Annotated in this window: 25 protein-coding genes; 6 read left to right on the forward strand and 19 right to left on the reverse strand. The window is 63.0% G+C overall.

Annotation, left to right across the window (positions count from 1 at the left end; translation table 11 throughout):
* Positions 1 to 111 precede the first annotated feature (111 nt).
* The 10 genes from B2V90_RS18655 to B2V90_RS18700 all read right to left on the reverse strand — a co-directional run bounded on the left by B2V90_RS18655 (position 112) and on the right by B2V90_RS18700 (position 9,220).
* A complete protein-coding gene (locus tag B2V90_RS18655) occupies positions 112 to 393 on the reverse strand; it encodes a type II toxin-antitoxin system YafQ family toxin (RefSeq protein ID WP_004212690.1) in 282 nt (93 codons plus the stop codon).
* Entirely contained in the window at positions 380 to 643 is a 264-nt protein-coding gene (locus B2V90_RS18660) for a type II toxin-antitoxin system RelB/DinJ family antitoxin (RefSeq protein WP_004212689.1), read from the reverse strand. Before B2V90_RS18660 ends, B2V90_RS18655 begins: the two co-directional genes overlap by 14 nt.
* 384 nt (positions 644 to 1,027) lie before the next feature.
* Positions 1,028 to 1,465, reverse strand: a complete 438-nt coding sequence (locus B2V90_RS18665; RefSeq protein ID WP_007683347.1) for a DUF411 domain-containing protein — start codon at positions 1,463 to 1,465, stop codon at positions 1,028 to 1,030.
* A gap of 79 nt (positions 1,466 to 1,544) precedes the next feature.
* Positions 1,545 to 2,786 carry an MFS transporter gene (locus B2V90_RS18670; RefSeq protein ID WP_086491660.1) on the reverse strand — a complete coding sequence of 414 codons (1,242 nt, stop codon included), beginning with the start codon at positions 2,784 to 2,786 and terminating at the stop codon, positions 1,545 to 1,547.
* Positions 2,780 to 3,766 (reverse strand): copper resistance protein B, encoded by a 987-nt coding sequence (locus tag B2V90_RS18675; RefSeq protein WP_009823975.1) that lies wholly within the window; start codon positions 3,764 to 3,766, stop codon positions 2,780 to 2,782. The genes B2V90_RS18670 and B2V90_RS18675 overlap by 7 nt, the downstream gene beginning before the upstream one ends.
* Complete coding sequence (locus B2V90_RS18680) at positions 3,763 to 5,469, reverse strand: copper resistance system multicopper oxidase (RefSeq protein ID WP_007683343.1); 1,707 nt, start codon at positions 5,467 to 5,469, stop codon at positions 3,763 to 3,765. The genes B2V90_RS18675 and B2V90_RS18680 overlap by 4 nt, the downstream gene beginning before the upstream one ends.
* A 25-nt stretch (positions 5,470 to 5,494) precedes the next feature.
* Positions 5,495 to 6,520, reverse strand: a complete 1,026-nt coding sequence (gene adhP / locus B2V90_RS18685) for an alcohol dehydrogenase AdhP (RefSeq protein WP_007683342.1) — start codon at positions 6,518 to 6,520, stop codon at positions 5,495 to 5,497.
* Between the two features lie 26 nt (positions 6,521 to 6,546).
* Entirely contained in the window at positions 6,547 to 8,067 is a 1,521-nt protein-coding gene (locus B2V90_RS18690; protein WP_086491661.1) for an aldehyde dehydrogenase family protein, read from the reverse strand.
* Between the two features lie 253 nt (positions 8,068 to 8,320).
* On the reverse strand, positions 8,321 to 8,650 hold the full coding sequence (locus tag B2V90_RS18695) for a hypothetical protein (protein ID WP_043150735.1): 330 nt from the start codon (positions 8,648 to 8,650) through the stop codon (positions 8,321 to 8,323).
* Positions 8,651 to 8,803: 153 nt separating this feature from the next.
* Positions 8,804 to 9,220 (reverse strand): hypothetical protein, encoded by a 417-nt coding sequence (locus B2V90_RS18700; protein WP_043150657.1) that lies wholly within the window; start codon positions 9,218 to 9,220, stop codon positions 8,804 to 8,806.
* 398 nt (positions 9,221 to 9,618) lie between these two features.
* On the opposite strand from B2V90_RS18700, the gene B2V90_RS18705 reads away from it, so the two are divergent.
* Both B2V90_RS18705 and B2V90_RS18710 read left to right on the forward strand, forming a co-directional pair.
* Positions 9,619 to 9,840 carry a hypothetical protein gene (locus B2V90_RS18705; protein WP_037479748.1) on the forward strand — a complete coding sequence of 74 codons (222 nt, stop codon included), beginning with the start codon at positions 9,619 to 9,621 and terminating at the stop codon, positions 9,838 to 9,840.
* Positions 9,841 to 10,461: 621 nt separating this feature from the next.
* On the forward strand, positions 10,462 to 11,928 hold the full coding sequence (locus B2V90_RS18710; protein ID WP_009823982.1) for a multicopper oxidase family protein: 1,467 nt from the start codon (positions 10,462 to 10,464) through the stop codon (positions 11,926 to 11,928).
* A 1,687-nt stretch (positions 11,929 to 13,615) separates the two neighbouring features.
* On the opposite strand, the gene B2V90_RS18715 is transcribed toward B2V90_RS18710, so the two are convergent.
* Positions 13,616 to 14,491: a hypothetical protein gene (locus B2V90_RS18715; RefSeq protein WP_009823983.1), complete on the reverse strand. Its 876-nt coding sequence runs from the start codon at positions 14,489 to 14,491 to the stop codon at positions 13,616 to 13,618.
* A gap of 79 nt (positions 14,492 to 14,570) precedes the next feature.
* On the opposite strand from B2V90_RS18715, the gene B2V90_RS18720 reads away from it, so the two are divergent.
* Together B2V90_RS18720 and B2V90_RS18725 are read left to right on the forward strand one after the other, a co-directional pair.
* Positions 14,571 to 15,383: a helix-turn-helix domain-containing protein gene (locus tag B2V90_RS18720; protein WP_009823984.1), complete on the forward strand. Its 813-nt coding sequence runs from the start codon at positions 14,571 to 14,573 to the stop codon at positions 15,381 to 15,383.
* A complete protein-coding gene (locus tag B2V90_RS18725; protein WP_009823985.1) occupies positions 15,376 to 16,323 on the forward strand; it encodes a TIR domain-containing protein in 948 nt (315 codons plus the stop codon). Before B2V90_RS18720 ends, B2V90_RS18725 begins: the two co-directional genes overlap by 8 nt.
* 1,359 nt (positions 16,324 to 17,682) lie before the next feature.
* On the opposite strand, the gene B2V90_RS18730 is transcribed toward B2V90_RS18725, so the two are convergent.
* The 8 genes from B2V90_RS18730 to B2V90_RS18765 form a co-directional block, all read right to left on the reverse strand.
* Positions 17,683 to 18,354: a DUF2231 domain-containing protein gene (locus B2V90_RS18730; RefSeq protein ID WP_009823986.1), complete on the reverse strand. Its 672-nt coding sequence runs from the start codon at positions 18,352 to 18,354 to the stop codon at positions 17,683 to 17,685.
* A 230-nt stretch (positions 18,355 to 18,584) separates the two neighbouring features.
* Positions 18,585 to 19,316: a PepSY domain-containing protein gene (locus B2V90_RS18735; protein ID WP_009823988.1), complete on the reverse strand. Its 732-nt coding sequence runs from the start codon at positions 19,314 to 19,316 to the stop codon at positions 18,585 to 18,587.
* Positions 19,317 to 19,343: 27 nt separating this feature from the next.
* On the reverse strand, positions 19,344 to 19,862 hold the full coding sequence (locus B2V90_RS18740; protein ID WP_009823989.1) for a YybH family protein: 519 nt from the start codon (positions 19,860 to 19,862) through the stop codon (positions 19,344 to 19,346).
* A 24-nt stretch (positions 19,863 to 19,886) separates the two neighbouring features.
* Positions 19,887 to 21,200, reverse strand: a complete 1,314-nt coding sequence (locus B2V90_RS18745) for a copper resistance protein B (protein ID WP_066761575.1) — start codon at positions 21,198 to 21,200, stop codon at positions 19,887 to 19,889.
* Complete coding sequence (locus B2V90_RS18750) at positions 21,197 to 23,005, reverse strand: copper resistance system multicopper oxidase (protein WP_293922755.1); 1,809 nt, start codon at positions 23,003 to 23,005, stop codon at positions 21,197 to 21,199. Before B2V90_RS18750 ends, B2V90_RS18745 begins: the two co-directional genes overlap by 4 nt.
* A 31-nt stretch (positions 23,006 to 23,036) precedes the next feature.
* Positions 23,037 to 23,621 carry an RNA polymerase sigma factor gene (locus B2V90_RS18755; RefSeq protein WP_293922757.1) on the reverse strand — a complete coding sequence of 195 codons (585 nt, stop codon included), beginning with the start codon at positions 23,619 to 23,621 and terminating at the stop codon, positions 23,037 to 23,039.
* A 6-nt stretch (positions 23,622 to 23,627) separates the two neighbouring features.
* On the reverse strand, positions 23,628 to 24,062 hold the full coding sequence (locus tag B2V90_RS18760; protein WP_009823993.1) for a Spy/CpxP family protein refolding chaperone: 435 nt from the start codon (positions 24,060 to 24,062) through the stop codon (positions 23,628 to 23,630).
* A gap of 3 nt (positions 24,063 to 24,065) precedes the next feature.
* A complete protein-coding gene (locus B2V90_RS18765) occupies positions 24,066 to 24,362 on the reverse strand; it encodes a hypothetical protein (protein WP_009823994.1) in 297 nt (98 codons plus the stop codon).
* Positions 24,363 to 24,495: 133 nt separating this feature from the next.
* Between B2V90_RS18765 and B2V90_RS18770 the strand changes: the two genes are divergently transcribed.
* Complete coding sequence (locus tag B2V90_RS18770; protein WP_038283671.1) at positions 24,496 to 25,200, forward strand: class I SAM-dependent methyltransferase; 705 nt, start codon at positions 24,496 to 24,498, stop codon at positions 25,198 to 25,200.
* Complete coding sequence (locus tag B2V90_RS18775) at positions 25,197 to 25,661, forward strand: DUF411 domain-containing protein (protein ID WP_008603937.1); 465 nt, start codon at positions 25,197 to 25,199, stop codon at positions 25,659 to 25,661. The genes B2V90_RS18770 and B2V90_RS18775 overlap by 4 nt, the downstream gene beginning before the upstream one ends.
* Positions 25,662 to 25,749: the final 88 nt, after the last annotated feature.

Genomic DNA, 25,749 nt, shown 5'->3' on the forward strand with positions numbered 1-25,749 from the left:
TGTCTTCTGCAAAAGCTTGTTGGCATCGGATGCTCGCTGATCACACCTAACCCGTAATCGTGCCTCTGGCTGACATACCCGACAAACGTATAAGCTCGCCATGCGCGGGCGTCACCAACCCAATTCCGCGTGCGATCCCAAGCGCACAAGCTGCAAGGTGTCGTCATCGGGCTTGCGGTAAATCAGCACGAGGTCGGGCTTTATGTGGCAATCGCGATGGTCGCGCCAGTCGCCGGTCAGCGCATGGTCGCGGTGGCGCGGTTCAAGCGGCTCGTCGGATGCCAGCGCCTCGATGATCGGGATCAGGTCAGCGTCCAGCGTCTTGGCGTGCTGCCCCTTCTTCTCCCGCTTGTAGTCGCGCTTGAACCGCCCGAAGCGTTCAATCGTCCGCATTGAGGTCGGCCATCAGGTCGACCACCGTGGCGAACCGCTTGCCCTTTCCCTCGCGCGCTTCCTTCATGGCCTCGATCGTCTCGGCATTGGGCACCAGCGGTTCAAACGGCAAGGCCTTGTCGCGGGCAACGCGGGTCAGCATCAGGCGCACGGCATCGGAGACGGTCAGCCCCATAGCAGCCAGCACGGTCGCGGCTTCCTCCTTCACCGCTCCGTCGATCCGGGTCTGCACAAGAGCGTTTGCGGCCATGTCGATTTCCTTTCTGCATGACGATGTAATGCAAGCGAACGCAAAGTGCAATCAGGCAAAGCCCCGGCTATCGACATGGCGACCGGGCTTCGCGTTTTTCACCTTCAATGCTGTGAGTGCCATCGGTTCGGGGCCCTGATCGGGAATGTTGGGGCCGTTCTCACACTTTCGGTGGGCAAACGGTCCCACAATCGTTCCCACATTTTGGGCCAAATTCAGGCAAATCAGGGAGACGACCGCGAACAACTTACAAGACAAATCGTTGCTTTTTCAGTGTAGGTAGGGGTAGGGACGCCATCAGCTCGCTTGACACAAGGTTCTACACTCGACAGCGGGGTCCTCTACCACCGGGCAATTCTGCAGGATGCTGCAAACCGCGCGATATCAATGGCGGGCGAAAATTCGCTGACCGGCGCTGCCGAAGGCCACCACCGTATAGGGTTGGCGGGCAGCGCCTGCCACTTCCATGCCCTCCGAACCGATCGGCATCCCCGCAACCGCAATGCCTTTGACGCCCGCAGGACGGGTCGCCAGCAAGCGCTTGACGTCGGATATCGGGACATGGCCCTCGATCATATAGCCATCGACGATCGCGCTGTGGCAAGATGCCAGCGTCCGGGGCATGCCGGCCTTGCGCTGAAGCTCGCTGCGCGACGCATCGTCACGCATGACGACCTTGCGTCCCAGCTTCGCGCGCACGGCCTGCGCCCACTTCTCGCAACATCCACATCCCGGATCCCGGTGGACGACGATATCACTGGCCGCAAGCGCTACGCCGGGCATGGCGAGGAACAGCAAGGCGACGAATAGGCGGGTCTTCATGAAATGACTCCCGGAAGAACGATAAGCATGGGGCAGAGGCCCCTTCTTTTCTATACGCATCAATGCGCCCCTCCCCTCATCACGCAGATGATTTTACGATGGCGGGCGGCCTCCAGGCTAGCGGCAGGGACACAAGCAGCGCTAGCGATAGACCACCAATCCCCCACAGAACGAGCGGCTGCGCCCCGGGAGCGACGATGGCTATCGCCAGCGGCGCGAGCGCCTGCCCGATGCTGGCGGCGGAATGCTGGAAACCGAGCTTCACGCCTGAAGGGGCCCCGCCGCCGCTGATCCAGAAGCTGGTGACCAATCGAAGGGTTGCCGAGCTCCAGCCGGCAGCAACGATGATCCCACTGAGCTCGGCCATACTCGCGGCGACAGGAAACATGAAAAGTGCCACAGCCAGCAGGCCCAGCGTCAATCCGGCAAGCCGCCTCGGCACAGTGACCAGCCAATCCAGCTTTGCATGGAAGATCTGTGCCGCCAGCATTCCCAATCCGCAGAGACTGAGCATCCAGGCGATCTCTTCGCGGCTCAGCGAAATGGCGCTCCGCGTCACCAGGAGATTGACATGCATCGCCGCCAGCCCGCCGCCCGCGACGATCGTGATAAAAAGCAGGATCAACGTCGCGCCGAGCGTAGGCGCGGGCAGGTCTCCGCCATCGATGCAAGGTGCACACCAGCGCGGCAGACGCACGGCGCAAAGCGCCGCCCCGACGGCACCGATGCCGAGAGCGAGGATCATGAGGGGAGCGCGGGGCAGGATCGCGGCCGAGACCTCCGCCACCAGCGGACCGGCGAGATCGCCCAGAAACACGAAGGCGGTCAGCCAGGTGAAGCGGCGCGCCTGGTCCGCGCGCCCGCTTGCGGCAAAGCTCGCGCAGAGCAAGCCCAACGGTATGATGGCGGCCGACGCCATCCCCGCCACCAGACGCAATGCATAAAGCTCAGGCAACCCGACGAGGCCGATCGGCGCGTTCACCAGCGCGAGGATGACCAGCGCTGCGCGCAACATCGCCCGATAGTCGACCCGGTCCGCGATCCAGCCCCAGAGCGGCGCCGCCAGCAAGGCTGCCAGGGGATGGACCGCAGTCAGGCTCGCGACGTGAAAATCATGAGCGCTTGACGATAGCGCGCCACGAGCCGGGTCGACCAGTGCCGGAAGGAAGGCGAGAATGGCCGTCTGTCCCGCCGACGCCGCAGCCGCCGCGAGCAACAAGACGAAAAAGGAGGCCGGCCAGCGACCGTTGGCTTGCGATCCAGCCTTGTCACGCGGCGCGTTCGCGGTCGATCCCTCGAGTGGCCATCCGCGGATCACCACCAGGCGCGCAAGCCGATCACCAGCCTGTGTTCGGAAGGCCCTTCCCTGCGCAGGCGACGGAAATCGGCCGTGCCGTCAAATGCGCGCTCCCAGACGAAGCCGATATAGGGCGCGAACTTGCGCGACACCTCGTAGCGCAACCGTCCGCTCAGCTCGACATTGCTGAAGCCGCTGCCGAGCTGCCGATCGCTCGACCGCTTCGAATAGATATTGGTTTCCACCTGCGGCGTAAGGATCAACCGATTGGTGAACAGGACCTCATAGGAGGCCTTGGCGCGCGCCGCGAGACGCCCATCGGTTCCTACATAGCCGGTGAGCTGGACGTCGAACCAATAGGGCGCCAGTCCCTCGACGCCGGCGGCGAGCCAGGTGGTCGCACCCTTGCCGAGATCCTGCCTGACCCCGAGCAGCGTGCCCCAGAACGGGTTCTTGCTGTGCCACCACAGCGCCTCGACGCTGCTCTCCGGATCGAGACGTTGGTCGCGGGAGTTCTTGAGCCCCTGGCTGCGCAGCCAGAGCTTGTCATTGTCCTGACCCTTGGTGACGAGCACGGTCCAGCCCACGCCCTGACCCTCGTTGCCGCTGGTGAACTCGAGCTCATCCACAAGTATCTTGGGGATCGAGAGCTTGTCGGCCATCTCATAGCCCGGCAGCGTCGAGTTGCGATAGCCGTCGGCATAATCGTCCGAGTTGCGCGCGTCCGGCGGGGCCTTGCCACCCTGCATCGAGCCCATGTCCATCGTGGCGCCGTTACCGGACGCCTTCGTGTCGGTCATATCCATGCCCGGCATGTCCATGCCCGCATGCTCCTGAGAGCCTTGCGCGGAAGGTGAGTTTGGATCGGGAGTGGCCGTTTGGGCAGGGGTGGCGGCGGGCGACGGGGGCAAGGCATCCTGCGCGAGGGCGGGAGCCGTGATCGCCGGCGCCAGGAAGAGGGCAACGCCAAGAGCAATGCCGCGCGAGGGGATAATCCGGATCATGCGACCACCACCTCCCGGAACATGCCGGCCGCCATGTGATAGAGCAGATGGCAGTGGAAGGCCCATCGGCCCATGGCGTCGGCGGTGACGCGGAAGCTCACCCGCTGGGCGGGCTGGACCACGACCGTATGCTTGCGGACCTGGAAGGCGCCGTCCGGGCCTTCGACATCGCTCCACATGCCGTGCAGATGCATCGGATGCGCCATCATCGTGTCGTTGACGAAGGTGACGCGCAGCCGCTCGTTCGGCTTGAAATGCAGCGGCCGGGAATCGTTGAGCTTGATGCCGTCGAGCGACCAGATGAACCGTTCCATATTGCCCGTCAGATGCAGCTCGATGTCGCGCTCGGGCTCGCGCGGGTCGGGATCGCCGCCCGGCGTGCGCAGATCGGCCAGCGTCAGCACGCGCCAGCCGCGCCCGCGCAGCCCGGCGCCGGGATCGTCCAGATTGGTGCGGGGATAGTCGACGCGCATGTCGGTATTGGCGCCATATTCGGTGCGGGCGTGCTGTGCCCTGGCCGGCATCTCGGTCATGCCGTGCCCGGCATGCGCGTCGCCTCCCATTGCGCCCATCGTCGCCATCGCGCCCATCATGTCGACCGGCTCGAGCCAGGTCCGGGCATCGAGCGGCGGCACGGCTGCCGCCATGCCCGGAGCCGGTGCGATCGTGCCGCGGGCATAGCCGCTCCGATCGATCGCCTGCGCGAAGATGGTGCGGGCGCCGCCCTCGGGCATGGTGAACTCGACGTCATAGGTCTCGCCCGGGCCGATCCGGAATTCCTCGACCGTGACCGGCTCGACCGGCTGCCCGTCGGCCGATACGACCGTCAGCTCGACCCCCGGGATCCGCACGTCGAAGAACGTCGCCGTCCCCGCGCCGACGAAGCGCAGGCGCACGCGTTCGCCGGGCGCGGCGATACCGGTCCAGTTGCCGGCGGGCGGCGCGCCGTTCATCAGATAGGTGTAGGTCGCGGCAGAGACATCGCTGTAGTCGGTCGGGTTCATCCGCGAGCTGTTCCACATCCGCCGCCGCTCGAGCGCCTTCCCAAGGCCCATGGCGCCGACATCCTTGAGGAAGTCGCCGGCTGTCGGCTGCGCAAAATTATAGTAGCTGCTCTGCTTCTTGAGATTGAGGAAGATCTGCAGCGGCGGCTCGTCCGACCAGTCGCTGAGCACGATGCAATAGTCGCGATCGGGCGCCCGCGCCGCCGGCGCCTGTTTCGGCTCCACGATGATCGCTCCATAGAGTCCCGTCTGCTCGGCGAGCGTGTGAGCGTGATACCAGTAGGTTCCGCTCTGGCGGACCTCGAAGCGATAGGTGAAGGTCTCGCCCGGCGCGATGCCGGCAAAGCTGATGCCGGGCACGCCGTCCATCTCCGCCGGCACGATGATGCCGTGCCAATGGATGCTCGACATCTCCTTGAGGCCGTTGCGCACACGGAGCGTGACCGTGTCGCCTTCGCGCAGGCGCAGGACCGGCGCGGGCACGCTGCCGTTCACGGCGGTCGCGATACGGCGTTTGCCGGTGAAGTTGACTGGCAGCTCGGCGATCTCGAGGTCGAACTCGGTCCCGCTAAGCTCGGCGGGCGAGACTGGGGCGGATCGCGCGAGAAGCGCCGGGGCGAAGCCGGCAACCGCGCCGCCGATCGCCAGCCCCTGGACGAAACGGCGCCGTGCGATCGGCCGGATATGTAAGGGAGACATGAACTGTACTTTCGCGAAGTCGGGTTCAGGCGAGGTCGAGGACGATCCGGCCCTCGATGTCGCCATGGTGCATGCGGGAGAAGACGTCGTTGATGTTCTCCAGCTTGTCTGCATGGACCGTGGCCTTGACCTTGCCGTCGCCGGCGAACGCCAGTGCCTCGAGCAGATCGAGCCGCGTGCCGACGATCGAGCCTCGCACGGTAATGCCGTTCAGCACGGTGTCGAAGATCGACAGCGGGAAGTCGCCCGGCGGCAGACCATTGAGCGCGACCGTGCCGCCGCGCCGGACCATGCCGAGCGCCTGCTGGAACGCCTTGGGCGAAACGGCGGTGACGAGCGCTCCGTGCGCGCCGCCTATCGCCTTCTTGAGCGCTGCCGAAGGGTCCTCGCTGTGCGCGTTGACCGTCAGTGTGGCGCCAAGGCGTGTAGCGAGGTCGAGCTTGCTATCGTCGATGTCGACCGCGGCCACATTGAGACCCATGGCACGGGCATATTGCACCGCCATGTGGCCGAGCCCGCCGATCCCTGAGACGACCACCCACTCGCCGGGTCGGGCCTCGGTGGCCTTCAATCCCTTGTAGACGGTGACGCCCGCGCAGAGGATCGGCGCAATGTCGAGGAAGTCGACATTGTCGGGAAGGTGACCAACATAGTTGGGATCGGCGAGGACATATTCGGCAAAGCTGCCATTGACCGAATAGCCGGTGTTCTGCTGTTCGTGGCAAAGCGTCTCCCAGCCACCCAGGCAATGCACGCAATGCCCGCAGGCGGTGTAGAGCCAGGGCACGCCGACCCGGTCGCCTTCCTTCACATGGGTGACGCCCGCACCGACGGCGGCGACATGCCCGACGCCTTCATGGCCAGGAATGAAGGGCGGGTTGGGTTTGACCGGCCAGTCCCCTTCTGCCGCGTGCAGGTCGGTATGGCACACGCCGGTTGCCGCAATCTTGACCAGGATCTGCCCGGGGCCGACCGTCGGGATCGGCGCGTCCTCGATGACCAGGGGCTTGCCGAATTCGCGGACGACCGCCGCCTTCATGGTTTTCGCCATGTCCGTTTCTCCTTTTGAGCGAGGGGTCAGAACAGGCCGAGCGCGTGCTCGTCATAGGAGACGAGCAGGTTCTTGGTCTGCTGATAATGGTCGAGCATCATCCGGTGATTTTCACGCCCGAAGCCCGACGCCTTGTATCCGCCGAAGGCGGCATGGGCGGGGTACTGGTGATAGCAGTTGGTCCAGACCCGCCCGGCCTCGATCGCGCGGCCCAGACGGTAGGCGGTGTTGCCGCTCCGGGTCCAGACGCCCGCGCCAAGACCGTAGGCGGTGTCGTTGGCAAGTGCGATCGCCTCCTCGACCGTCTTGAACGTGGTGACCGACAGGACGGGACCGAAGATCTCCTCCTGGAAGATGCGCATGTGGTTCTGACCCACGAACACGGTCGGCTGCACGAAATAGCCCTGGTCCAGCGCACCGCCCGGGAGCGCCCTGGCGCCACCGACCAGACACTGCGCGCCCTCGGCCTTGCCGATATCGATATAGCCCAGGATCTTGTGGAGCTGGTCCTCCGACGCCTGCGCGCCGACCTGGACCGAGGGGTCGAGCGGATCGCCCTGGCGGATCGCGGCGATGCGCGCCACGGCGCGCTCGATGAAGCGGTCGAAGATCGACTCATGGATCAGCGCGCGCGACGGGCAGGTGCAGACCTCGCCCTTGTTGAACGCGAACAAAGTAAAGCCTTCGAGCGCCTTGTCGAAGAAGGCATCGTCCTCGTCGAGCACGTCCGCCATGAAGATGTTGGGCGACTTGCCGCCAAGCTCCATCGTCTGGGGGATCAGATGGTCGGCAGCCGCGTGCATGATCTGCTTGCCGGTGACGGTCTCGCCGGTGAACGAGACCTTGGCGATGCGCGGATTGGCGGCGACCGCCTGGCCGACGGTCCGTCCCGGGCCGGTGACGACATTGAGCACGCCGGGCGGCAGGATGTCGGCGGTGAGCTCGGCGAACATCAGCAAGGTGAGCGGCGTCTGGGATGCGGGCTTGATGACGGTGCAGTTGCCCGCCGCCAGCGCCGGGGCGATCTTCCACGCCGCCATCAGCAGCGGGAAGTTCCACGGGATGATCTGGCCGACGACGCCGAGCGGCTCGCGGAAATGATAGGCGATGGTGTCCGCATCGATCGTCGAGATGCCGCCTTCCTCCGCCCGGATGCAGCCGGCGAAGTAGCGGAAATGGTCGATCGCAAGCGGCACGTCGGCAGCGCGGGTCTCGCGGATCGGCTTGCCGTTGTCGATCGTCTCGGCAAGCGCCAGCAGCTCCAGATTATCCTCGAGCCGGTCGGCGACGCGATTGAGAATCCTGGCGCGCTCGGCGGGCGCGATCCTTGCCCATTGATCCCTGGCGGCGTGCGCCGCATCGAGCGCGCGCTCGACATCTTCCGGCGTCGACAGCGCGAACTCGGCGATCTGGGCGCCATTGATCGGGCTCGTGTCCGCGAAATACTCGCCGCCCGCAGGAGCGCTCCAGCGGCCTCCGATGAAATTATCATAGCGGTGTCGGAAGGAGGCCGCCGCATTGATGGTCCCGATCGCCTTCTCGAACATAACCTGACTCCATCTCTATCGATAGCCTGACGGAGTAATCTCTTTGCCCGGGCGGCCTATAAGTAAGTTCCGCAGAAGGTAGTCTGGTGTCGCTGTCGCGGGCTTTGAGGGTCAAACACGCCGACGGAGCCGATTAGTATTCATCGACTCCCGAACCTATTCGCGCACGCCTGATCGGAATTATGCCGAGACAGGCGTTACTCGGCCGCTTCTTCTTTTGGCGAGGGCGGCGCTTGGCATTCCAATTCTGGCGTTACGCCCGGACGCGCTTTAGGCTCACCCAATCGCCTTTCTGAAGCGTCCCGTCCCTCACGCGGAAATGAGCGTAATGGTCGTCGAAAATCTGGTCGACTTCGACATGACCGACAAGGCGGCGGTGGCGCGGCGTTGCGTGATAGACGTCGAGTATCTGCCCGATGTGTGCGCCATCGGCTTTGCCCAGGCAGGCCACTGTGCCGCCCGCATCCATACGGACGATCTTGCCGCGCATGAACAAGCGATGGCCGATACCCTGTGCGAGGAGCGGCGTGCTGCCAAAGAGCAGAAAGCCAACGGCAGCACCGACGCCAAGATGTTTTCGCATCACTGTTTCCTCTGTCACGTCAGACGCTCGGACCCGGCTTTGAAGGCCGGGAGCACGGGGCGACGCTGGGCATCGTCAAAGAACTGGCCCGCCGCGGGGGCGGCGGCGGGCCCTCAGCCCCGGGGGGGGGGTGTTTTATCGGGGCTGGAAACGTCACATGTCGCTCATCGGCTTGTCGGCCATGGGCTTGTCGGCCATGGGTTTGGCGGTCTTCTTCTTCGCGGCCGGCTTGGCCTTCTTCATCGGCATCTTGCAGCAGCCACTCTTCGCCTTACCGGCCATGCCCGAGCCGTTCGATGCAGGCGACCCGCCGGACATGCCGGCCATCCCCGACATGCCCTGTTGATCCTGCTGGGCCGGTTTCCCCTGCTGCTTCTGCGCGCCGGCCTGATGATCCTTCATCATCTGATCGTGCATCTGCTGCCCGCCATGATCCATGCCCTGCTGGTGGGCATGGGCCGGCGCAGTCTGCGCGGGCGCGGGCGTCGACTGGGCGAGAGCGGTGCCGGCGGCGAAGGTTAGCGTCACGAAGAGGCTGATGGTCGCCGCGCGAAATGTCGTCTGTCGCATTGAGGGTCTCCGAGTGTTCGTCCTGTTGCCCGATCGACGTTCCGATCCCGGCAATTCCAAAGCTTCAATGCTGCTAGCGAGACGCAGTCTGTATACGTAACTTACGAATCCGCTTTTGATCGCGACAAGCATGCGCGGGATCGTGCGGGGTGGACCATGGTCCAAGGTCAAGCCAATTCATGATCCCGCTTGATGGCGGCCGGCAGCGAAGTGCAAAAACCAATTGGCCCGCCGTGGGAGAACGGCGGGCCAAAGCTGCGGTTGAACCAGGCCACGGTCGTTGGCCACCCCGCCTCGTGGTCGGAGCTGGCTTAATTGCAGGGTCAGCAACCGCCCCGCGACCTATGCAACATGCGGGAGGCTCCGTCCTGGGTCCCCATCTCCCGCGTAGCGATCCGATGGTCCTGCATCATCTCACCGGGCATCCGCACTTCGCGGTGTCGCATGCCTTGCATCTGGGCCGTGTCGGACCGAGCCGGCGCCGGCTTCGCCTTGAGCGTCTGTTCAAGGTCGGGCATGCCCGGCGGCATCCCATCGGCGAGAACTGGCCCGGCGCCGACGGCAAGGACGCCAAAGGCTGCGAGCGAAGCGATAATCGCTGCTTTCTTGCGCAAATATGATTCCTTCAAGTCTGAGTTTCAGTGCGACCGGACACATGCCCGGTCGATTCTCGCTCCCCAGGGAGCTTGCCGTTGAGATGGTATCGGCCTGGAGGTGGCAGTATACGTAATTTGCGAAGCTGGCGGTCAGCCTGCAATGTCAGCTTTAGTTCGGCTACTAGCAAAAGCTGGGCGCGGATGACCGACGACGGCGGCCATCAAAGCCTCCGCCTAGCCCGAGCACTGGAAAGCGACGCCGCCTGCTGCAGTGGCGAACAGCGAAACGTAAATCGCACGCCGCTTTTGCTTCGGCGCGATCGTGGCAAGGCCCACCGCCGAACCAGCCACTCGGACTGGCCCAGGCTAAATTGTCGGAATAGACGCTCGCTCGGATCGGTGCCGCAGTGATTGAACGCTCGCCTGGCTGATTATTGATCAACTGGCGAGGGCCGCAACCAGCTTAGAAGGGCAATTTTGTCTTCCCAGAGGGGGCGGGCACAAAAGCGATCGGTTCGGGTATTACGGATATTGCCCTCCCGCGCGCCCTTTAAGGGAAGAGCGGCGCTTCGCCTCGGTGGATCTCATCGGATCGAGAAAAGCGCGTTTGCGTCAGTTTCACGATTGCTCAGGAGGGGCTTCGAAATGACTTTTCTGAGCCGGCGAACTGTCTTGGCGGGCGGAGGCCTCCTGCTGGGGGCGGCATGCACGCGCAGATTTGCGACGCCGGACCAAGCAGGCACGCTGCCCATTCCTCGCCTGTTAGATGCACGCGACCATGGGCAGAGAATTGGACTGAGGGCGCAGGAAGGGGAAACCACTTTCTTCCCAGGGCGGCGGAGCGCCACCATGGGATACAACGGAAGCTATCTCGGCCCGACTCTGCGGGTACATCGCGGGGACGACGTGACGGTGACTGTCAGCAACAATCTGTCTGCTGATACCACGGTTCACTGGCACGGGCTGCTCGTACCGGGAGAGCTGGACGGCAGCCCCCACCAGACCATTAGTCCAGGCGAGACTTGGCGTCCGACGCTGCCGATCCGTCAGCCGGCGGCCACTCTCTTTTATCATTCGCATGCACACGGCCGAACGGCGGAGCAGGTCTATGCAGGCCTAGCGGGATTGCTCTTCGTCACCGACGAGGAAGAGCAAGGTCTCGGTTTGCCTTCGGATTACGGCGTCGACGATCTACCAATCTTGATCCAGGATCGGCAGTTCGTGGATGGCCGTCTGGTGTTACCGGCGGGCATGATGGTGGCGCTGGACGGGAGGCGGGGCAACGTTATTCTCGTAAACGGCGCGTACAACCCGCGAGCAGACGTTCCCAGAAGCTTAGTGCGGCTGCGGCTCGTAAATGGTTCGAATGCCCGGACTTACGATCTTTCGTTCAGCGACGGACGAGCCTTTTATTGGATCGGCACCGAGGGCGGCCTTTTGGAAAAGTCCGTTGAATTGCAGTCCCTCACTCTGGCCTCCGGTCAGCGGGCTGAGATCTTGGTGGACTTCAGCGATGGCAAACCGGTCTCGTTGGTATCGGCTCCGGACCAAAGCACCCTCAGGATGCATGGCATGGGCATGATGCATCGGCACGAGGCTAGCGAAAACAACGCAGGGGATGAAACTGTCCTCACATTTTCACCGCGCTTGGCATCGAGTAAGCGAGGTAGCACCACGCTTCCGCTCCTCCTGGCGTCCCGCGCGGTGCCAGATCCGGCGACGGTCGTCGCACGGCGACGTCTGGTGCTCAACATGAGGCTGGGAGGTATGATGGATAGCGACGAAGAGCCGCTAACGATCAACCACAGGCGATTCGATATTGATCGCATCGATGAGGAAGTCGAGCTTGGCGCCGTCGAGATATGGAAAGTCTCCGGGCAGAAAATGGCCCATCCCTTCCACATTCATGGAGTGCACTTCGACGTGCTACGTCGCGATGGCGAGGAACCAGATCTTCTTGATCAGGGGCCACGTGACACCATCGTCGTGGACGAACCGGTCGAGTTATTAATCCGCTTCGACCAGCCTGCTTCAAAAGCGCCCTTCCTGTTCCATTGCCATATCCTGGAGCACGAGGACGAAGGCATGATGGGTCAGTTTTCCGTGACGTAGTGGGAACAACTCAAGAAGCGAAATCCTGCATATGCCAATAAGGGGGCAATGCTCGACGTGTGACTTCGAACTCCACTCTCGTTTTTGTTCCCTTTTCGGGCTTGGGCCAGAACGTTTCGCACATCTCGATCGAAGGCATTCGATCATCCCGGACACTTGTGCATCACATGACGAACCCTGCGGTTCGTCACGGCCACCAGGCGCCGCGGGCCGCGCTCTATAATGACCATACGCTTGTCGGGCCGTCCCGCGGCCGCTGTCAGTACTCGCGGCAATGAGTAATAGATGGTATCGCCGCGTTCATACCACTTTCCTCCGCCAAGCGGCGTCTGGTCAGGCAATCGGATTTCGCTGTAAGATCCGTTGCGATTAAGAACCCAGGCCATCCCCGACTTACAGCCGGATCGGCCATCAAATGACCAGACACCCGCGAGCTTGGTGGTCGAGGTATCTTCCCTTGCGGGAACGACCCTGGCCGGCGAAGGTAGCGTTGGCACAGTGAGCGCGGCGAAAATCGCCCAGATGGAACACGACCACCGTGTGAAAGTGAGCAGCCGGCATCGATATAACCCGTTAAGCGCGATCGTCATACTGTTCCCTTCCGATCCACACTCACTCCGCTGCGAGCTTCGTTGGTTGCCCTGGGCAGACTATGCCGACCATCTGCCGGTGGTAATGCGTATTTGTCGCTAGACAGAAGAGACGCCTGCGATGGCATCTGATCGCAGATCGCCCAGGACAAGGCAGCCGGCGCAGAACTTGGGATGACGGTGATCGTCTCATGCGCAGTGCAAGCGAGCAACCACATGAGCGGTAACGGGGGTGACGAGTTCGCTTCCGGACGAGGAAAAGGTGACCAGGTGACCTTCATTCTATCCCGACATGTTGGTTTGGACGCTCAAGCCGGGTGCCGAGGCGGAGGCATATAGGCCCGCCCGATGTACTAATCGCAAGCGACCGGTTTTCGGTTCTGATGCTCTTGCGCCCCAGTCAACCGACCGATCGCCATTCGTATATATCACAATTTCGCGGGTCGTTCCCCCCAGATAGGGTCAGAGCAGGTTCGAGTCGTGGAGGGGTCTTGGAACTCAGAAAACGGCGGAAATCCGAGGATTTTTCTTCCCACAGAAACCACTGCTGTACCATGCTGCTGTACCAGTTGGTCACGCAACGAGGCTGTTGAAGCACGCTACACTGGGATGATCAATCCTTTTTAAGGCGGCTTGCGCCCATCTCGGTCGTTGAAACCCTCGCTGCCGGCAGCCTGAAAGCGGACGCCAATTCGATGCGGGTGGAATGGCGGCGCTGTCGGACTGTCCGGTAAGTCCGCTTCCGGGCGGCCACCTGGCTGGAGCGGTCGTTCGTTCATCCAACGCAGAGATGGCAGCAAGGCGCCCTTTCCGGTCGCTCGTGAGACGCCCTGTAACCCCAACAGGAGCCATTGGTCGAGATCGTGGTGGCCATCTCCGTGACGCCTTTATGACCAGGCTCAGGCGATCACTTATACTCTGCTGTAAGCGGCTGAGGCACGGCGTCGGATGAAAAGACGCCGCCTCGCGCTTCTTGGACCTTGATGTCATGGCGTCTTACGAGGCGTCATTTCGCTGCTGACGAAGCCATCTGGAGGTCGAGAAAGTCGCCGTGCCGCGTATTCTCGCCAGGTTTAGCGCTGGGAGGCGGCCGACAATCAGCCGTATTCCGGCCCATAGCCGGCTTCGGCCCAAAGCTGCGCCTCGCGATCCGCCTGCAGCGTCTCAAGCGGCACCGCCGCCTCCTTGAAGTCGAGGTGGTACATCGGAAGCTGCCAATAATGCCGCAGCAACCTGACGTGATCGGCGCTGGCCGCCTCCGTTACGACCTGCGCCGCATCGAGCCGTTCGAACATCGCCTGCGTCAGCTTTTCCTGTTCGGTATAGCCCTGCGTGTCGACGAACTCGACTTCGCCCCAGACCTCGGCGACCGCCTGCAGCCCCGCGCGGGTGAACATCCCCACCGCCGCCATCGCCTTGCCGAGCATCAGCGCGGCTGGCTCGCTTGGCCTCCTGACCGAACCGAATTGCAGCGGCTCGCTCCAGTGCGCGCTGCCATTATCGAGCACTTCGATATCGGCGTACATCGCCGCCTCGCGGCTATAGCGGCTCCAGTTCGGCACGATATATTCGCCGGCATAGCCTTCGAGATAATGGCCCTGTCGCGTGTTATCGACATAGTCGCGCAGCTGCGCCACATCGACCGGACGCCAACTCTGCGCGTCACCATAGATCAATCGGCCGAGGTGATCGTAGAAGGTCCGCACGATCTTGCCGCTGAGGCTCGCGACTAGCTTGGGCGGGCAGCGCACCAGATCCATCAGGATCAGGATCTTGGCGGCTTCCTCCTCGGCGAACCCTTCAAGCACGCGGGCTTCGCGGGGCGCCTGCGTCAGGCTGGCGGCCGCCGTCCAGAAGCTCTCGGCGCTGGCGAGGATCACCGGCAATCCTTCAGCGATCAGGTCGAGTCGCCGCTCGGTAGGGAGATTACACAAGATGCCGGCCTGGCGGTTGCCGAACGTCACTTTGGCCATGGGTCGTTACTCTCGAGTCTTCGCTGGCCCTACTGTGCCCGCGATTGCGGAGGCGCTGAAGGATTTCTGACGTGGCCTGATGGGCGGCGACCGCGCGATGAAAACGCATCGACACGGAGACGCCACTATGATTGCTTCGCCGCTGATGCAGGCCACCGCCGACCGAATCAAAGCGCTGCGCGCCGCCCGCGCGCTGACACAGGAAGACCTCGCCGCCCTGGCGGGGCGCAGCGTCGCGTCGGTGCAGCGGATCGAACGCGGCGAAAAGGTCAGCGCCTACACCATCGCCTCGATCGCCGCCGCGTTCGACATTACCGCCGAGGCGTTGACCGCCGCGCCAAATGATGACCGCCCCTATCTGCCGCTCGCGACGATCAATGGCGGCCGCGCGCTGGTCGGCTTGATGACGGGCTGCTCGCGTCTCGATTTCGGGTTCGACGAGCTCGACACCCTGGATCAGGCCGAGATGCTGGAGGCGTTCCACGATTTCTGCGCCGGGCTGGTCGGCGATGGCGCCCCGGCAACACCGCTCGCCATCACTCGCAGCGAGCTCGAGGGGCGTGCGAAGCTGACGGCGCTGTCCGAGCGCGGCTTCGTCGTGAGCGGGGCGGCGCTCGCGATCACGGCACATGAGGTCGACGATGACGGCGGCGCCGGCATCGCCATCCTGTTCGCGCAATGGGACGAGACCATCGCGGTGCTGCGCGTCGGGGTCGGGCGGACGCTCGATCGCGCCTATGTGCTCGACAGCCTGGGACAATGGGAGACGCCCAAGGGTTACGCGCTAGTCTATCCGGCCGGCTCGCGCGAGGATGGCGATTGGGCAGAAGATTGGAGCGGGATCGGCTCCGATCCGCCGTCGGACGGGGAAGGTTCGGGCGCCAATGTATAATGTGATGGTCACCGCTGGCGACAATGCCTGGGAAGAAGGCGTCTATGTCTGGGATCGCACCCGGATGCTCGAATATACCGAGGACGTCATTCGCGATGCCCTAAAGGCGCTGACCCCAGACGCGCTGGAGGAGCTCGCCAAGCTTCCCACCCTTTTCATGTACGAGCAGCACACCGAAGGCACGCCGCGCCTCGGCACGATCAAGCGCATCCAGCAGCGCGGCTCGGAATTTCGTGTGATCTTTGAGTTCGACGAGGACGTGCCGGCGCTCTCGCTCGAGCAGATCGCGGCGACCAAATGGGATCTGCAGCTCGCTGATTTCGAGTTCAGCCGCACCCATTGGGCGGTCAAGGCAGGCGATCTCTACGCGATCCTGCGCCAAAAGGGGCTGATCCCGGACGCCGCGCCGGAGGCGGTCGCAGCGCCGGCCGAGCCGGAAGCCGCGCCCGCCGTTGATGTCGTGCCAGCCAAGGTCTTTCTCGTCCATGGCCGTGACGAGGCCGCCAAACATGCGGTCGCGCGGTTCCTAGAAACCCGTGTCGGCCTCGGCGTGATCATCCTGAGCGAGCGCCCCAATCAGGGTCGGTCGATCCTCACCAAGTTCCAGGAGGAGGCCGATGGCGCCGCCTACGCTGTCATCCTGATGACGCCCGATGATCTGGGCCAGTTGCGTCCGGGGCTTCTGCCGGCCGGCGTGGCGCCCGCCGATCCCGCGCCGCGCCCGCGCCAGAACGTGATTTTCGAGATGGGCTTCTTCATCGGCCAGCTCGGCGCCGATCGCGTTTGCGCGCTCGTTCCGCCGAACGTCGAACGGCCTTCCGACTATGATGGCATCGTTTACGTGCCCTTCGATGATCAGGAAGGATGGCAGCGCAAGCTTGTCACCGAGCTGCACGCCGCCAATGTGCCGGTCTCGCCGACTTGGTGGCAGGCTCCTTAGCCCCGCGTGTCATTGCTGTGACATTGCCGATCGAGAATTCGGGCACTAAGCCTTCCGCGCCTGCCGTGGCTCTACAGCGTGGTTGAAACATTGCCGCTGCACCCTCTCGCCCGTCGCGTCCGTTTGCCAAAACCTGCTTTTCCGCTACCGCCCCATTCTGCCGGCTAGTAGAGCCTCGCGTTTACATCGACAGTACCGCTGGTTCGAACGTCGGCTTTGGTACTCTCTGCAATATATAAGCTGCCTGGCAACTCACGGCCCGATATCGGTCGCTTGCCCGACCGGAGCGACAGAGTCGCAGTAACGACCGGCACTGGGCCGCTAGCGGTCAGTCGGCTATTAGTGTTGTTCTCAAGCAGACAAGCCGTTCGGCCAAACTCTCAATCCACGGCAAAAAGCGATCAATCACCAATCGCTAGCAGTTTAGGTCTCCGCCTACGGATCTGCGATTGGCAGCGACTAGCAGCCCTTTTTGGCGGATATCCGTCTATTTCCGCGCTGGTTTTGCGTCTGAGATCGAATGAAATACTCTGCTCGTCGATTGGACGAATGCGGCCGTTCTACTTCGGGCTCAATCCATAGACGCTAAGTGAACCGCTTACCTTCGTCCTCCCAAGCCGACAACGCTCCGGCTTTTCCCGATTCCGACAGATGCGGTTGCTTTCATAATCATCGAGGCGATTTTCTGCGCGCTGCTCACATAGCACAATGCCATGCCGGCAAGCGCCTGGCACCGGGACAGCAAAGCCGGGCAAGCGGAACCCCGCGAGTCGGGTTGGGCTTCACGCGGGGTTCCTGGACGGCCCCTTGGGGGCACCTGCGACCCGCAGGGCTTCGGGGGGAGGCGGGGCCGTCCTTTCCTGATCTTGCGATGTTCGTTGCGGTTTCCTGCCCAGGGTATCTCCTGAATAGCCGTGTCACCGGGGAACGCGCCCGATCACATGCTGTCCATGTCGTGATCGGCCATCGAGGACATGTCATGGCCCGCATGGGGATCGGCGGGCGGGGTCGCCTCGCTCGCGGGTTGCGTGCGCGTTGCTGGCGCTGCGGGTGTGGCAGTTGCGCGTGATGCGGGCGGGACAGCGCGCCGTGACGCAGGCGTGGCGGCGCCAATTGTCGAAAGAGCGTCCTGACGTGCGGCCGCTGCCTCATTTTCGGAGGGAGAGGTTGCCGGGTCTGCAAGACCCGCCTCGGGTGCCGTGCCAGGCATCACCGCAGTTCCGCCCATAGGCGAAACCTCAGCAGCCGGTGTGCTCTCCTGCGCTTGGTCACAAGCGGCGAGAGCGAACGTCAATGGCGCGGTCGCGAGAAATGCTATCGCGGTGTTCGATTTCAGAATTCGCATGTTATTCAACTCCTTCAGAGCCACGAAACGCCAAGATGGTCCGGTCCGTGCGCGAGCTCGCCGCCAAGGAACCCCTGGATGAGAACGAGTGCCGCCATGGAGAAGATCGACGCGCGCAACCATGCGCGGCTCTGGCTCGGCCTGCTCGCGAGGTATGCCATCGCAATACCGAGAACCGCGATCAGCATACCGGTCCATCGATGGACTTGCATGACAGTATCGCCGCCGAACCACAGACCGGTGTGAATCCATCCGAACAGAACTGCGACGACTGCGCCGATTGCTCCGCCGTAGACGAGTACGCGCACCGCACTTTCCAGGCCCGCTCCTTTCCGGCGCATCACGAACAATTCGGTGGCCGCAGCCATGAAAAACAAGGCGATCGGGAAGTGGATCGTTGCCGGATGCAGCTTTTTCAGTACGGCCATGACGCCGGTTTCGCTCTCATCCGCATGGCCACCGGCCTCGTCATGGGCTGCGCCCGCTTCATCGTGCGCGCCGGAGGACTCGCCAGCATCCGCAGTCTCGCCCATCTGCGCCATGGCCGCCTGGTCGTGCACATCGCCATTGGTGGCAGCAGGCGCGGCGCTCGCCTCTTCGCCGTGCTTTTCGTCGCCATGAGCCTGAACGGGTCCGACGAAGAGCAGGCTTGCGGCGAGCAGCGCCAGAAATGAGGGGGCTTTCATGTCTCGTATGTCTCCCGACCCTGCAGTTAAAGTGCGACCTATGTGCCTGATACGCACGGCAGCCGCGTGCCCCTCGCATTAATTTGATAGTTCAGCGCGACTGAAGTGCGCCCGGGTGGTCACGCTTGCTGGCGGCATCATCGCGATCGTCGAACGCATTCGGCTCCTGGCCGCGTTCGGCCTGGCGAACGAGGGTAAAGCGTTCGCCCACGCGAATAAGCCCCATGGGCTCAGGCGAGCTTGCTCTTCTTTGCGCGGCGGCGCAGCCTCGGCATCCGGTTCGCCAGCAGGACGAAACCCGACAGGGCTATGATCGTGCCGCCAATGCCGAACAGCAGCAGCCACCAACTGTTGATGCGGTCGCGCTCGGTCCAGTCCATGATGTGGAGGCCCCAGATGAAATCGAACAGGCGCCATGTATCGCTGCGCGCCGCCCCGAGCGTGCCGCTGGCGGCATCGATGTAGATGCGCGTCGAAGCCTCGTCAGCATAGGTGACCTGCCAGGCCGGAAAAGGGCCGCGAAACTCGGTTCCGATGGGGTCATCGACGATCCGTGCGGCCTCGATGGTCGTGCGCGGCCCGGTCCATGCGCGCAAGGCGATGGATTTTGCCGTTGCCGCCGAGATGGGGGAGAGTTTACGCCCAGTCACCGGATCGTGGAGGCTCACGCTACCGTCAACCTTGCGGACCTCGGTCACGGCATCGCCGTCGAGCGAACGTGTCGTTACCGCTGCAAGAGTACCGTCGTTTGCGACCCAGGCCGGGAGCGGGGCATCGGCGGGCAGCGCCTCTTGTTCACGCGAAACGACATGTTCGGAGCGAACTTCTTCCAGGTCGAGAAACGACATGAGGGCGCCGGTTCCCATCCACAAGAGAACCTGGACACCGACGAAAATCGCCAGCCATTTGTGGATCTTGCTGCCGAGCACATGCAGGCGCAGCTTCAGCGACGGCGTTGCCAACCGGTGCTACCTCTTCGAAAGCCGTAATCAGTTGCGCGGCGCGCGCGACGAGGAATGGTACTGGACGATTCTCCACCCGTCCGCATCGTGAGCAAGCACCGATGTCGCCACGCCGTCGCGCTCGATCACCCGGCCATCGCTAAGTTCGATGCGATAGCCATACGTCTCATAGGCATGGGCCATGTGCCCCATCCGGGTGACGGTCAGCGTGGGGTCGGTAAAGGTGAAGCTCACAATCGCGTCGAGCTCGGGGCCCAAATGGTGCTCCATGTAATTGGCAAAGCTTCCTTCGGCCTTGCCATTCTCGAAGATCGCCGAGTCCTCGGCGAAGAGCGCGCGCATTGCCTGCGCGTCGCGCGCTTCAAGAGCGGTGCGATAGGCCTTGAGGGTTTCTTCAGCGCCCGCGACATCGTCCGCCGAAGCGTCCATCGCGTGCATCTGATGGTTCGCATGGGAAGAGTGGTCCATCTGCTGCGCGAAGGCTGGCAGCGGTATCAGCGTGGCAACAAGCGCAGTCGCCGCGATGCGTGTCAAAGTCTTGGTCATGGAAGTTCTATCCTTTTTGAGATTTCAGAACCAGAATCGCACACCGACGACATAATTGGTGACGCTCGGATCCTCTCCGGCGGCCCGCGCAAAATCCGCGCTGTCGCCGATGCGCCATTCCTGGGAAACGCCGACATAGGGCGCGAATTCGCGTGCGAACTCGTAGCGAAGACGCAGACCTGCCTCGATCCGGTCGAGGCCAGCGCCAATGCCGAGTTCGGGAATATCCTGAGCGGAAAGTGCGATTTCGGCACGCGGTTGAAGGATCAGCCGCTGCGTGATGCGCTGATCAAGTTCGCCCTCAAAACGCGCCGTCACATCGCCCTTGGTGGAGACGAAGGCCGCGGCATCGACCTCGAACTGGTAAGGCGCGATCCCTTGGATACCGATAACCGCGTGCGTGCGTTCCGGACCGGTCAGGTCCTGGCGAACACCCGCCTGGAAATCGAAGAAGGGCGCAATGGCGCGGCTCCAGAGCGCCTGGACCTCGGCGCCTTCTATGGGTTCGCCGAAGCTGCCCTCACCCTCGGACTTGAACCAGAATTTGTCGATGTCGCCGCCATAATATCCCTGGATGTCCCACAGATATCCATCCTTCCCCTCGCGGGCGCGGTACTCGAGCCGGTCGCCCTGAAACCAGAAGCGCATTCCTCCGTCGGTCTCGCGGACAAGCTCGCGGCGCGCTTCGTTCATGGCTTCCTCGCCCCAGATGGCGACCGCCGCGCGCGCTGGGCCGCTCCCTGCTTCTGGAGGAGGCGGCAGCAGCGGGATATCATCGTCCGAGCCCATCTGCATCGCCGAATGGTCCATGCCCTGCCTGTCCTGCGAAGGCGTCTCCCCATGGTTCATCTGGCTGTGATCCATCTGCCCATGGTCCATCGACGAACTGGCCTCCGCCTGACCCATCTCGCCGTGATTCATCTGCGAATGATCCATCGCGCCTTCGGCGGGCTTGCCCTGCGGCATCGAGCCGTGATCCATTCCTTCATGACTTTCGGGCGATGCCTGTGGACGGGCAGCGTCCACAGGCATTGTCATGCCAGAATGGCCATCCTGAGCGGTCATCGCACCATGATCCATGGTTGAGTGATCCATCTGCGAGCGGTCCATGGCGGCTTCAGGTTGAGCAGCCGGTTCGCATGCTCCATCTGCAACCGGATGCCCCATCGCGCGATGGCGCTCGGCTTCTTCCTCGCACTTCGTCTTCGCGTCAGCCTGCGCCTCGGCGCTTTGCTGCGGCTCCGCCGGCGAATGACCGGCATGCTGCGCCGCCGCGGGGGAGGCGAGAACTGAGCCGGCTGCGACCGATGCGAGCAGGCTGACAATACGAATTTTCATGCTTCGCTCCCGTCGGGATTGGCGACCGTGACGATCTGAAACATCCCGGCATGCATGTGGTAGAGAAGGTGACAGTGGAAGGCCCAGTCGCCCGGCTCGTCCGCCGTCAGGTCGAACTGCGCGCTGCCACCCGGCTGCAGGATTACCGTGTGCTTGAGCGGTTGACGATCGGCCGGCGCGCCATTGACCAGCTCGAAGAAATGACCGTGCAAGTGAATGGGGTGCGCCATCATCGTGTCGTTGACGAGCTTCACGCGCACGCGCTCGTTATAGGCGAAACGGATCGGCTCGTCTGAGACGGCGGAGAACTTCTTGCCGTCGAACGACCACATGTAGCGCTCCATATTGCCGGTCAGATGAATTTCCATTCGCCGGGACGGCGTGCGGCCCTCGCGGTGTGGAGTCAGAGCGCGCAGCTTGCGATAGTCGAGCGTACGATGCGGCACATCGGCGAGACCGATGCCGGGATCGCCCATGCGGTCGACCGGGTTCATCGAGACCATGTCGAGACCGGGCCCGACCTTCACATCGGGCGGCAGAAGCGACGTGTCGCGCATCTGCATCCCCGACATGCCGGCCATGCCTGCCATCTCGGATTGGCCGGACGAACCATGATCCATCCCCGCCATGTCGCCGCCACTTCCGTGGTCCATGCCCGACATGCCGGCATCGCCAGACGAGCCGTGGTCCATGCCGCTCATGCCCATGTCGGCCATGGTCAGAAGCGGCGGATCGCGCAGCGGCGGAATGGCGGCGCGAGCGCCGGGTGCGCTCGCGAGTGTGGCAATACCCATGCCCGAGCGGTCCATCGACTCCGCGACCAGCGTGTAGGCTTGTTGCGCGCCCGGCGTCACGACGACGTCGTATGTCTCGGCCACACCGATCTGGAACTCGTCGACCTCCACCGGCTCGACGTTCTGCCCGTCCGCCTGAACGATGGTCATCGGCAGGCCGGGAATGCGAATATTGAAGAAGGTCATGGCGCCGGCATTGATGAAGCGCAGCCGCACGCGTTCGCCCGGGCGGAAGAGGTATTCCAGATTGTCGAGCGGGCCATGGCCGTTCAGAAGATAGGTATAAGCCGCGCTCGACACGTCGAGGATGTCCGTCGGCATCATGCGCATTTTCGCCCACATCCGGCGATCCTCGCCCGAAAGCGGGTAATCGTCGGTCCAGGTGTTCTGGTTGTAGTTGAAGTAGCCTTCGCCCTTCTTGAGCTTGTCGAAAATCGTGTGGGGCGACATTTCGCTGAATTCGCTCAGCACCACGATATATTCGCGGTCGGCCTGGACCGGATCGGGTCCGGCGGGGTCGACCACGATCGCGCCGTAATGCCCGGCCTGTTCCTGCAGGCCGCTATGCGAGTGCCACCAGTAGGTACCCGACTGGCGAACCGGAAATTCGGCGGTGAAGGTCTCTCCCGGTTTGACGCCGGGAAAGCTCACGCCAGGCACTCCATCGAGCTGAAACGGCACGAGCAGACCGTGCCAGTGGATCGAGGTATCTTCCTCGAGCTGGTTATGGACATTGAGCCGGACGGTCGTGCCTTCCTGCAATCGCAACAGCGGACCGGGGATCGTGCCATTGACGGCGATCGCGCCGCCGCGCCTGTTGCCGGTCGCGAAGGCCGATCGGGCAACGGTGAGGTCGATACTGGGGCCGGATATCTCGTCCAGCCCCTTGCGGGCGTTACCTGCGAGGATGTCCGCGCCCCGTGCCCAGGCAGGCATCGCCCCGGCAAGGCCGAGCAGACCCATTCCTCCTGCTCCGGCTCCGAGAAACTTGCGTCGATTGACGGCGATCATAAAGGGCTCCTGACTTGGCGTTTACCGTTACTTACGCGCGCGCCCAGCCAACCCCCCAAAGTTTTTCGAAGCGCTCCTTCAGCCTGTTGCGCGCGCGATATACGCGGGTTTCGATCGCCTTTTCGGTCGTTCCGAGAAGATCGGCCGCCTCGGCCTGGCTACGCCCCTCGATGGTCACGAGCACAAGCGCTTCGCGCAGCCTTACAGGCATTCGCGCGATCTCGGCCTGAACGAGATTGAGCTCTTCCCTGGAAACGGCCAACGCTTCAGGACCCGGCAAATCGTCGGCGATGGAATGGAGTTCGTCATCACCCGACAGTCCGAAAAAGCCCGCGACCTTGCGCCTGCGCAAACGGTCCCGGCAGCGGTTGAGGACGACGGTTGTCAGATAGGGTCCGATCGGCTTGTCCGGATCAAGCCGATGGCGCGTCAGCCACACCGAAGCGAGGCTGTCCTGAACAACGTCCTCGGCCTGAGAAGGAGAGGAAAGCATGCGTGTCCCGAGCGCGAGAAGCCGACCAGTTTCATGCTCGACGAGTTGGCTGAAAGCCCGCTTGTTTCCAGCCCTCGCCTGCGAAACAAGGGCCTCATCCGGATTGTCGCCCGCCCCCGACATGGCGCTTCAGTCGCGAGGGTCGCGGGTCAAGGCGTCGGAGACCTTGCGGTCGAACTGGCGTTGCTGCTCGGGTTCGAGAATTTCGCGCATGTCGAAGACATGGCGCACCGTTGCTTTCTGCAGATCGCCCATGCGTGCATGCACCTCGTCGATCGCGGCCGAGACCTCGGGACCGTACTCATGCTCGGTTTCCATCGCCTGGGCGAGCCGGGCATTGGCTGCACGCGCCGATCCTTCGAGCCGTGCCCTTTCGACAGCGAAACGAGCCTCGAGCGCATCGAGACGCTGCTCCTGGTCGGCCGTCAGGGTGAGTTCGTCGTGCACGAAATCGTGGAGGCCGGAGCCAGCCTCGTGATTGGCCCAGCGGTCCGCGGCAATCGCGCCGAGGCATCCTGCAAGTGCTGCGAGAAGCACCGCGAGAACGATATGCGTCGTCTTCAAACCCTATTGCTCCACATGGAGGAGCGCCGATGGGGACAGCTGTTCGCCGAGGATAAGACTCTCGCCAAATGACGCGGAAGACGTGCCATAGCCGCCGGGCCAACCGCTCGTTCCGGCGCCAGCTCCAAGCCCGACGACGAACAGACCGACGAACAGAGCCGTCCGGCGGCGTCGGTCGGCGATTTCGCCAAGCTGTCCGGCGCGCTGCCAAACGCCATCCATGAAGTCCGCGGGGACCTCGCTGGTGCCGGTGGCGGAAAGGGTTCCGAGCACCGCATCAAGAGAGTGATTGTCACGCATCCGAAAAACTCCTGTGGGTTGCACGTGTCCTATACGCGCTCGCCTGCACAATCCCTTAAACTTCTTTTTTTGAGGGAATGTCCACCACCATACGTAATCGAGACGGGTCTGTCAGAATCGGGTCGAACCCGGGATGAATGGAAACCAACTCGTGAGCAATATCACCGCACCTGAAGATCACGGCGAATTTACGCCTCTTCTTGGCAAGAGCTTTCTGACGCCCCTTTACGACCGGGCGATCGGTCTGTTCACCCGCGAACATCTCTGGCGCCAAAGGATTGTCGAAGAGCTGCACCTTGTCCCCGGCGACCGGGTGATCGATGTTGGCAGCGGAACCGGCACTCTTCTCAAGGCCTTGATGACGGATTGTCCGGAAGCGGGTCTGATCGGTGTCGAACCCGACCCGGATGCGCTCGCGCTTGCGCGGCGCAAGTTTGGCGCGGGAGCCGATCTCGTGAAATGGCACAATGGCTTTCTCGAAAGCCTCAAGCTACCCGCAGGGTGGCAGCCGAACAAGATCGTCAGCAGCCTCGTCCTGCACCAGGTCCCCTTGCGCAAGAAGCAGACAATCCTGGAAACCATCGAAAGCTTGCTCGTGCCAGGCGGAACCGTGTTGATCTCCGATTATATGAAGCAGGATAGCCCACTCATGCGGAGCCTCTTCCGGGCGACCGTCCAGTCTCTTGACGGCATAAGCGACACGCAGCCCAGCGCCGACGGCGAAGTCGAAAAACTGTTCGCCGAAATCTTCACCGAGCCATGCCTGCTCCAACGGTTCCCGACGGCAACCGGGACGATCTCGCTATGGCGCGGATACAAGAAAGGAATTGCACAATGAATTTGAAAAAGCCTTCGCTGCTCCGGCGATCGATTAGCGGCGCGGCCTTGCTCGTGCTGGCAGCCTGTTCGAACGTGGCTCAGGCAGCGACCTATACGATGTTCCGGGATCCAGGATGTGGGTGCTGTCTCAACTGGGCAGGCCATGTCGAAGACGGGATGAACACGAAGGTGGCATCGGTCGACAGCAACGACATGGCGGCGATCAAGACCGCGCGGGGCGTACCCCAAGAGTTATGGTCATGCCATACGATGGAGGTCGATGGATACATCATCGAAGGTCACGTGCCTGCAGAAGCCGTCGCCAAGCTTTTGCGCGAACGGCCCGCCGGCGTTGCCGGCCTCGCGGTTCCGGGAATGCCTCTGGGATCGCCCGGCATGGAGGCCGGAAACCGGATCCAGCCTTACGACGTCATCGCCTTTGGCCCAACCGGACAGAGCGTCTTCGCGTCCTTTCCGTAAGGGGGTGAAGCCACTCCATGCGTCGGCATGAAAGGTTGCAGGCGATGAGGACTAATTGCGGGAAGCGACACAGAAGCCTGTCGAACTT

Source organism: Sphingobium sp. UBA5915 (assembly GCF_002431195.1).
GTDB classification, from domain to species: Bacteria; Pseudomonadota; Alphaproteobacteria; order Sphingomonadales; family Sphingomonadaceae; genus Sphingobium; species Sphingobium soli.

What these genes read in the sequence shown, in the direction of transcription:
- B2V90_RS18755 (WP_293922757.1), bottom strand. Translation starts at nt 23,621, where the DNA reads ATGTCGGGGGCGGGCGACAATCCGGATGAGGCCCTTGTTTCGCAGGCG.
- B2V90_RS18665 (WP_007683347.1), bottom strand. Translation starts at nt 1,465, where the DNA reads ATGAAGACCCGCCTATTCGTCGCCTTGCTGTTCCTCGCCATGCCCGGC.
- B2V90_RS18710 (WP_009823982.1), top strand. Translation starts at nt 10,462, where the DNA reads ATGACTTTTCTGAGCCGGCGAACTGTCTTGGCGGGCGGAGGCCTCCTG.
- B2V90_RS18730 (WP_009823986.1), bottom strand. Translation starts at nt 18,354, where the DNA reads ATGAAAGCCCCCTCATTTCTGGCGCTGCTCGCCGCAAGCCTGCTCTTC.
- B2V90_RS18765 (WP_009823994.1), bottom strand. Translation starts at nt 24,362, where the DNA reads ATGCGTGACAATCACTCTCTTGATGCGGTGCTCGGAACCCTTTCCGCC.
- B2V90_RS18695 (WP_043150735.1), bottom strand. Translation starts at nt 8,650, where the DNA reads ATGCGAAAACATCTTGGCGTCGGTGCTGCCGTTGGCTTTCTGCTCTTT.
- B2V90_RS18750 (WP_293922755.1), bottom strand. Translation starts at nt 23,005, where the DNA reads ATGATCGCCGTCAATCGACGCAAGTTTCTCGGAGCCGGAGCAGGAGGA.
- B2V90_RS18655 (WP_004212690.1), bottom strand. Translation starts at nt 393, where the DNA reads ATGCGGACGATTGAACGCTTCGGGCGGTTCAAGCGCGACTACAAGCGG.
- B2V90_RS18675 (WP_009823975.1), bottom strand. Translation starts at nt 3,766, where the DNA reads ATGATCCGGATTATCCCCTCGCGCGGCATTGCTCTTGGCGTTGCCCTC.
- B2V90_RS18680 (WP_007683343.1), bottom strand. Translation starts at nt 5,469, where the DNA reads ATGTCTCCCTTACATATCCGGCCGATCGCACGGCGCCGTTTCGTCCAG.
- B2V90_RS18775 (WP_008603937.1), top strand. Translation starts at nt 25,197, where the DNA reads ATGAATTTGAAAAAGCCTTCGCTGCTCCGGCGATCGATTAGCGGCGCG.
- B2V90_RS18740 (WP_009823989.1), bottom strand. Translation starts at nt 19,862, where the DNA reads ATGACCAAGACTTTGACACGCATCGCGGCGACTGCGCTTGTTGCCACG.
- B2V90_RS18700 (WP_043150657.1), bottom strand. Translation starts at nt 9,220, where the DNA reads ATGCGACAGACGACATTTCGCGCGGCGACCATCAGCCTCTTCGTGACG.
- B2V90_RS18690 (WP_086491661.1), bottom strand. Translation starts at nt 8,067, where the DNA reads ATGTTCGAGAAGGCGATCGGGACCATCAATGCGGCGGCCTCCTTCCGA.
- B2V90_RS18660 (WP_004212689.1), bottom strand. Translation starts at nt 643, where the DNA reads ATGGCCGCAAACGCTCTTGTGCAGACCCGGATCGACGGAGCGGTGAAG.
- B2V90_RS18725 (WP_009823985.1), top strand. Translation starts at nt 15,376, where the DNA reads ATGTATAATGTGATGGTCACCGCTGGCGACAATGCCTGGGAAGAAGGC.
- B2V90_RS18720 (WP_009823984.1), top strand. Translation starts at nt 14,571, where the DNA reads ATGGGCGGCGACCGCGCGATGAAAACGCATCGACACGGAGACGCCACT.
- B2V90_RS18745 (WP_066761575.1), bottom strand. Translation starts at nt 21,200, where the DNA reads ATGAAAATTCGTATTGTCAGCCTGCTCGCATCGGTCGCAGCCGGCTCA.
- B2V90_RS18715 (WP_009823983.1), bottom strand. Translation starts at nt 14,491, where the DNA reads ATGGCCAAAGTGACGTTCGGCAACCGCCAGGCCGGCATCTTGTGTAAT.
- B2V90_RS18770 (WP_038283671.1), top strand. Translation starts at nt 24,496, where the DNA reads ATGAATGGAAACCAACTCGTGAGCAATATCACCGCACCTGAAGATCAC.
- B2V90_RS18705 (WP_037479748.1), top strand. Translation starts at nt 9,619, where the DNA reads ATGGTCCTGCATCATCTCACCGGGCATCCGCACTTCGCGGTGTCGCAT.
- adhP (WP_007683342.1), bottom strand. Translation starts at nt 6,520, where the DNA reads ATGGCGAAAACCATGAAGGCGGCGGTCGTCCGCGAATTCGGCAAGCCC.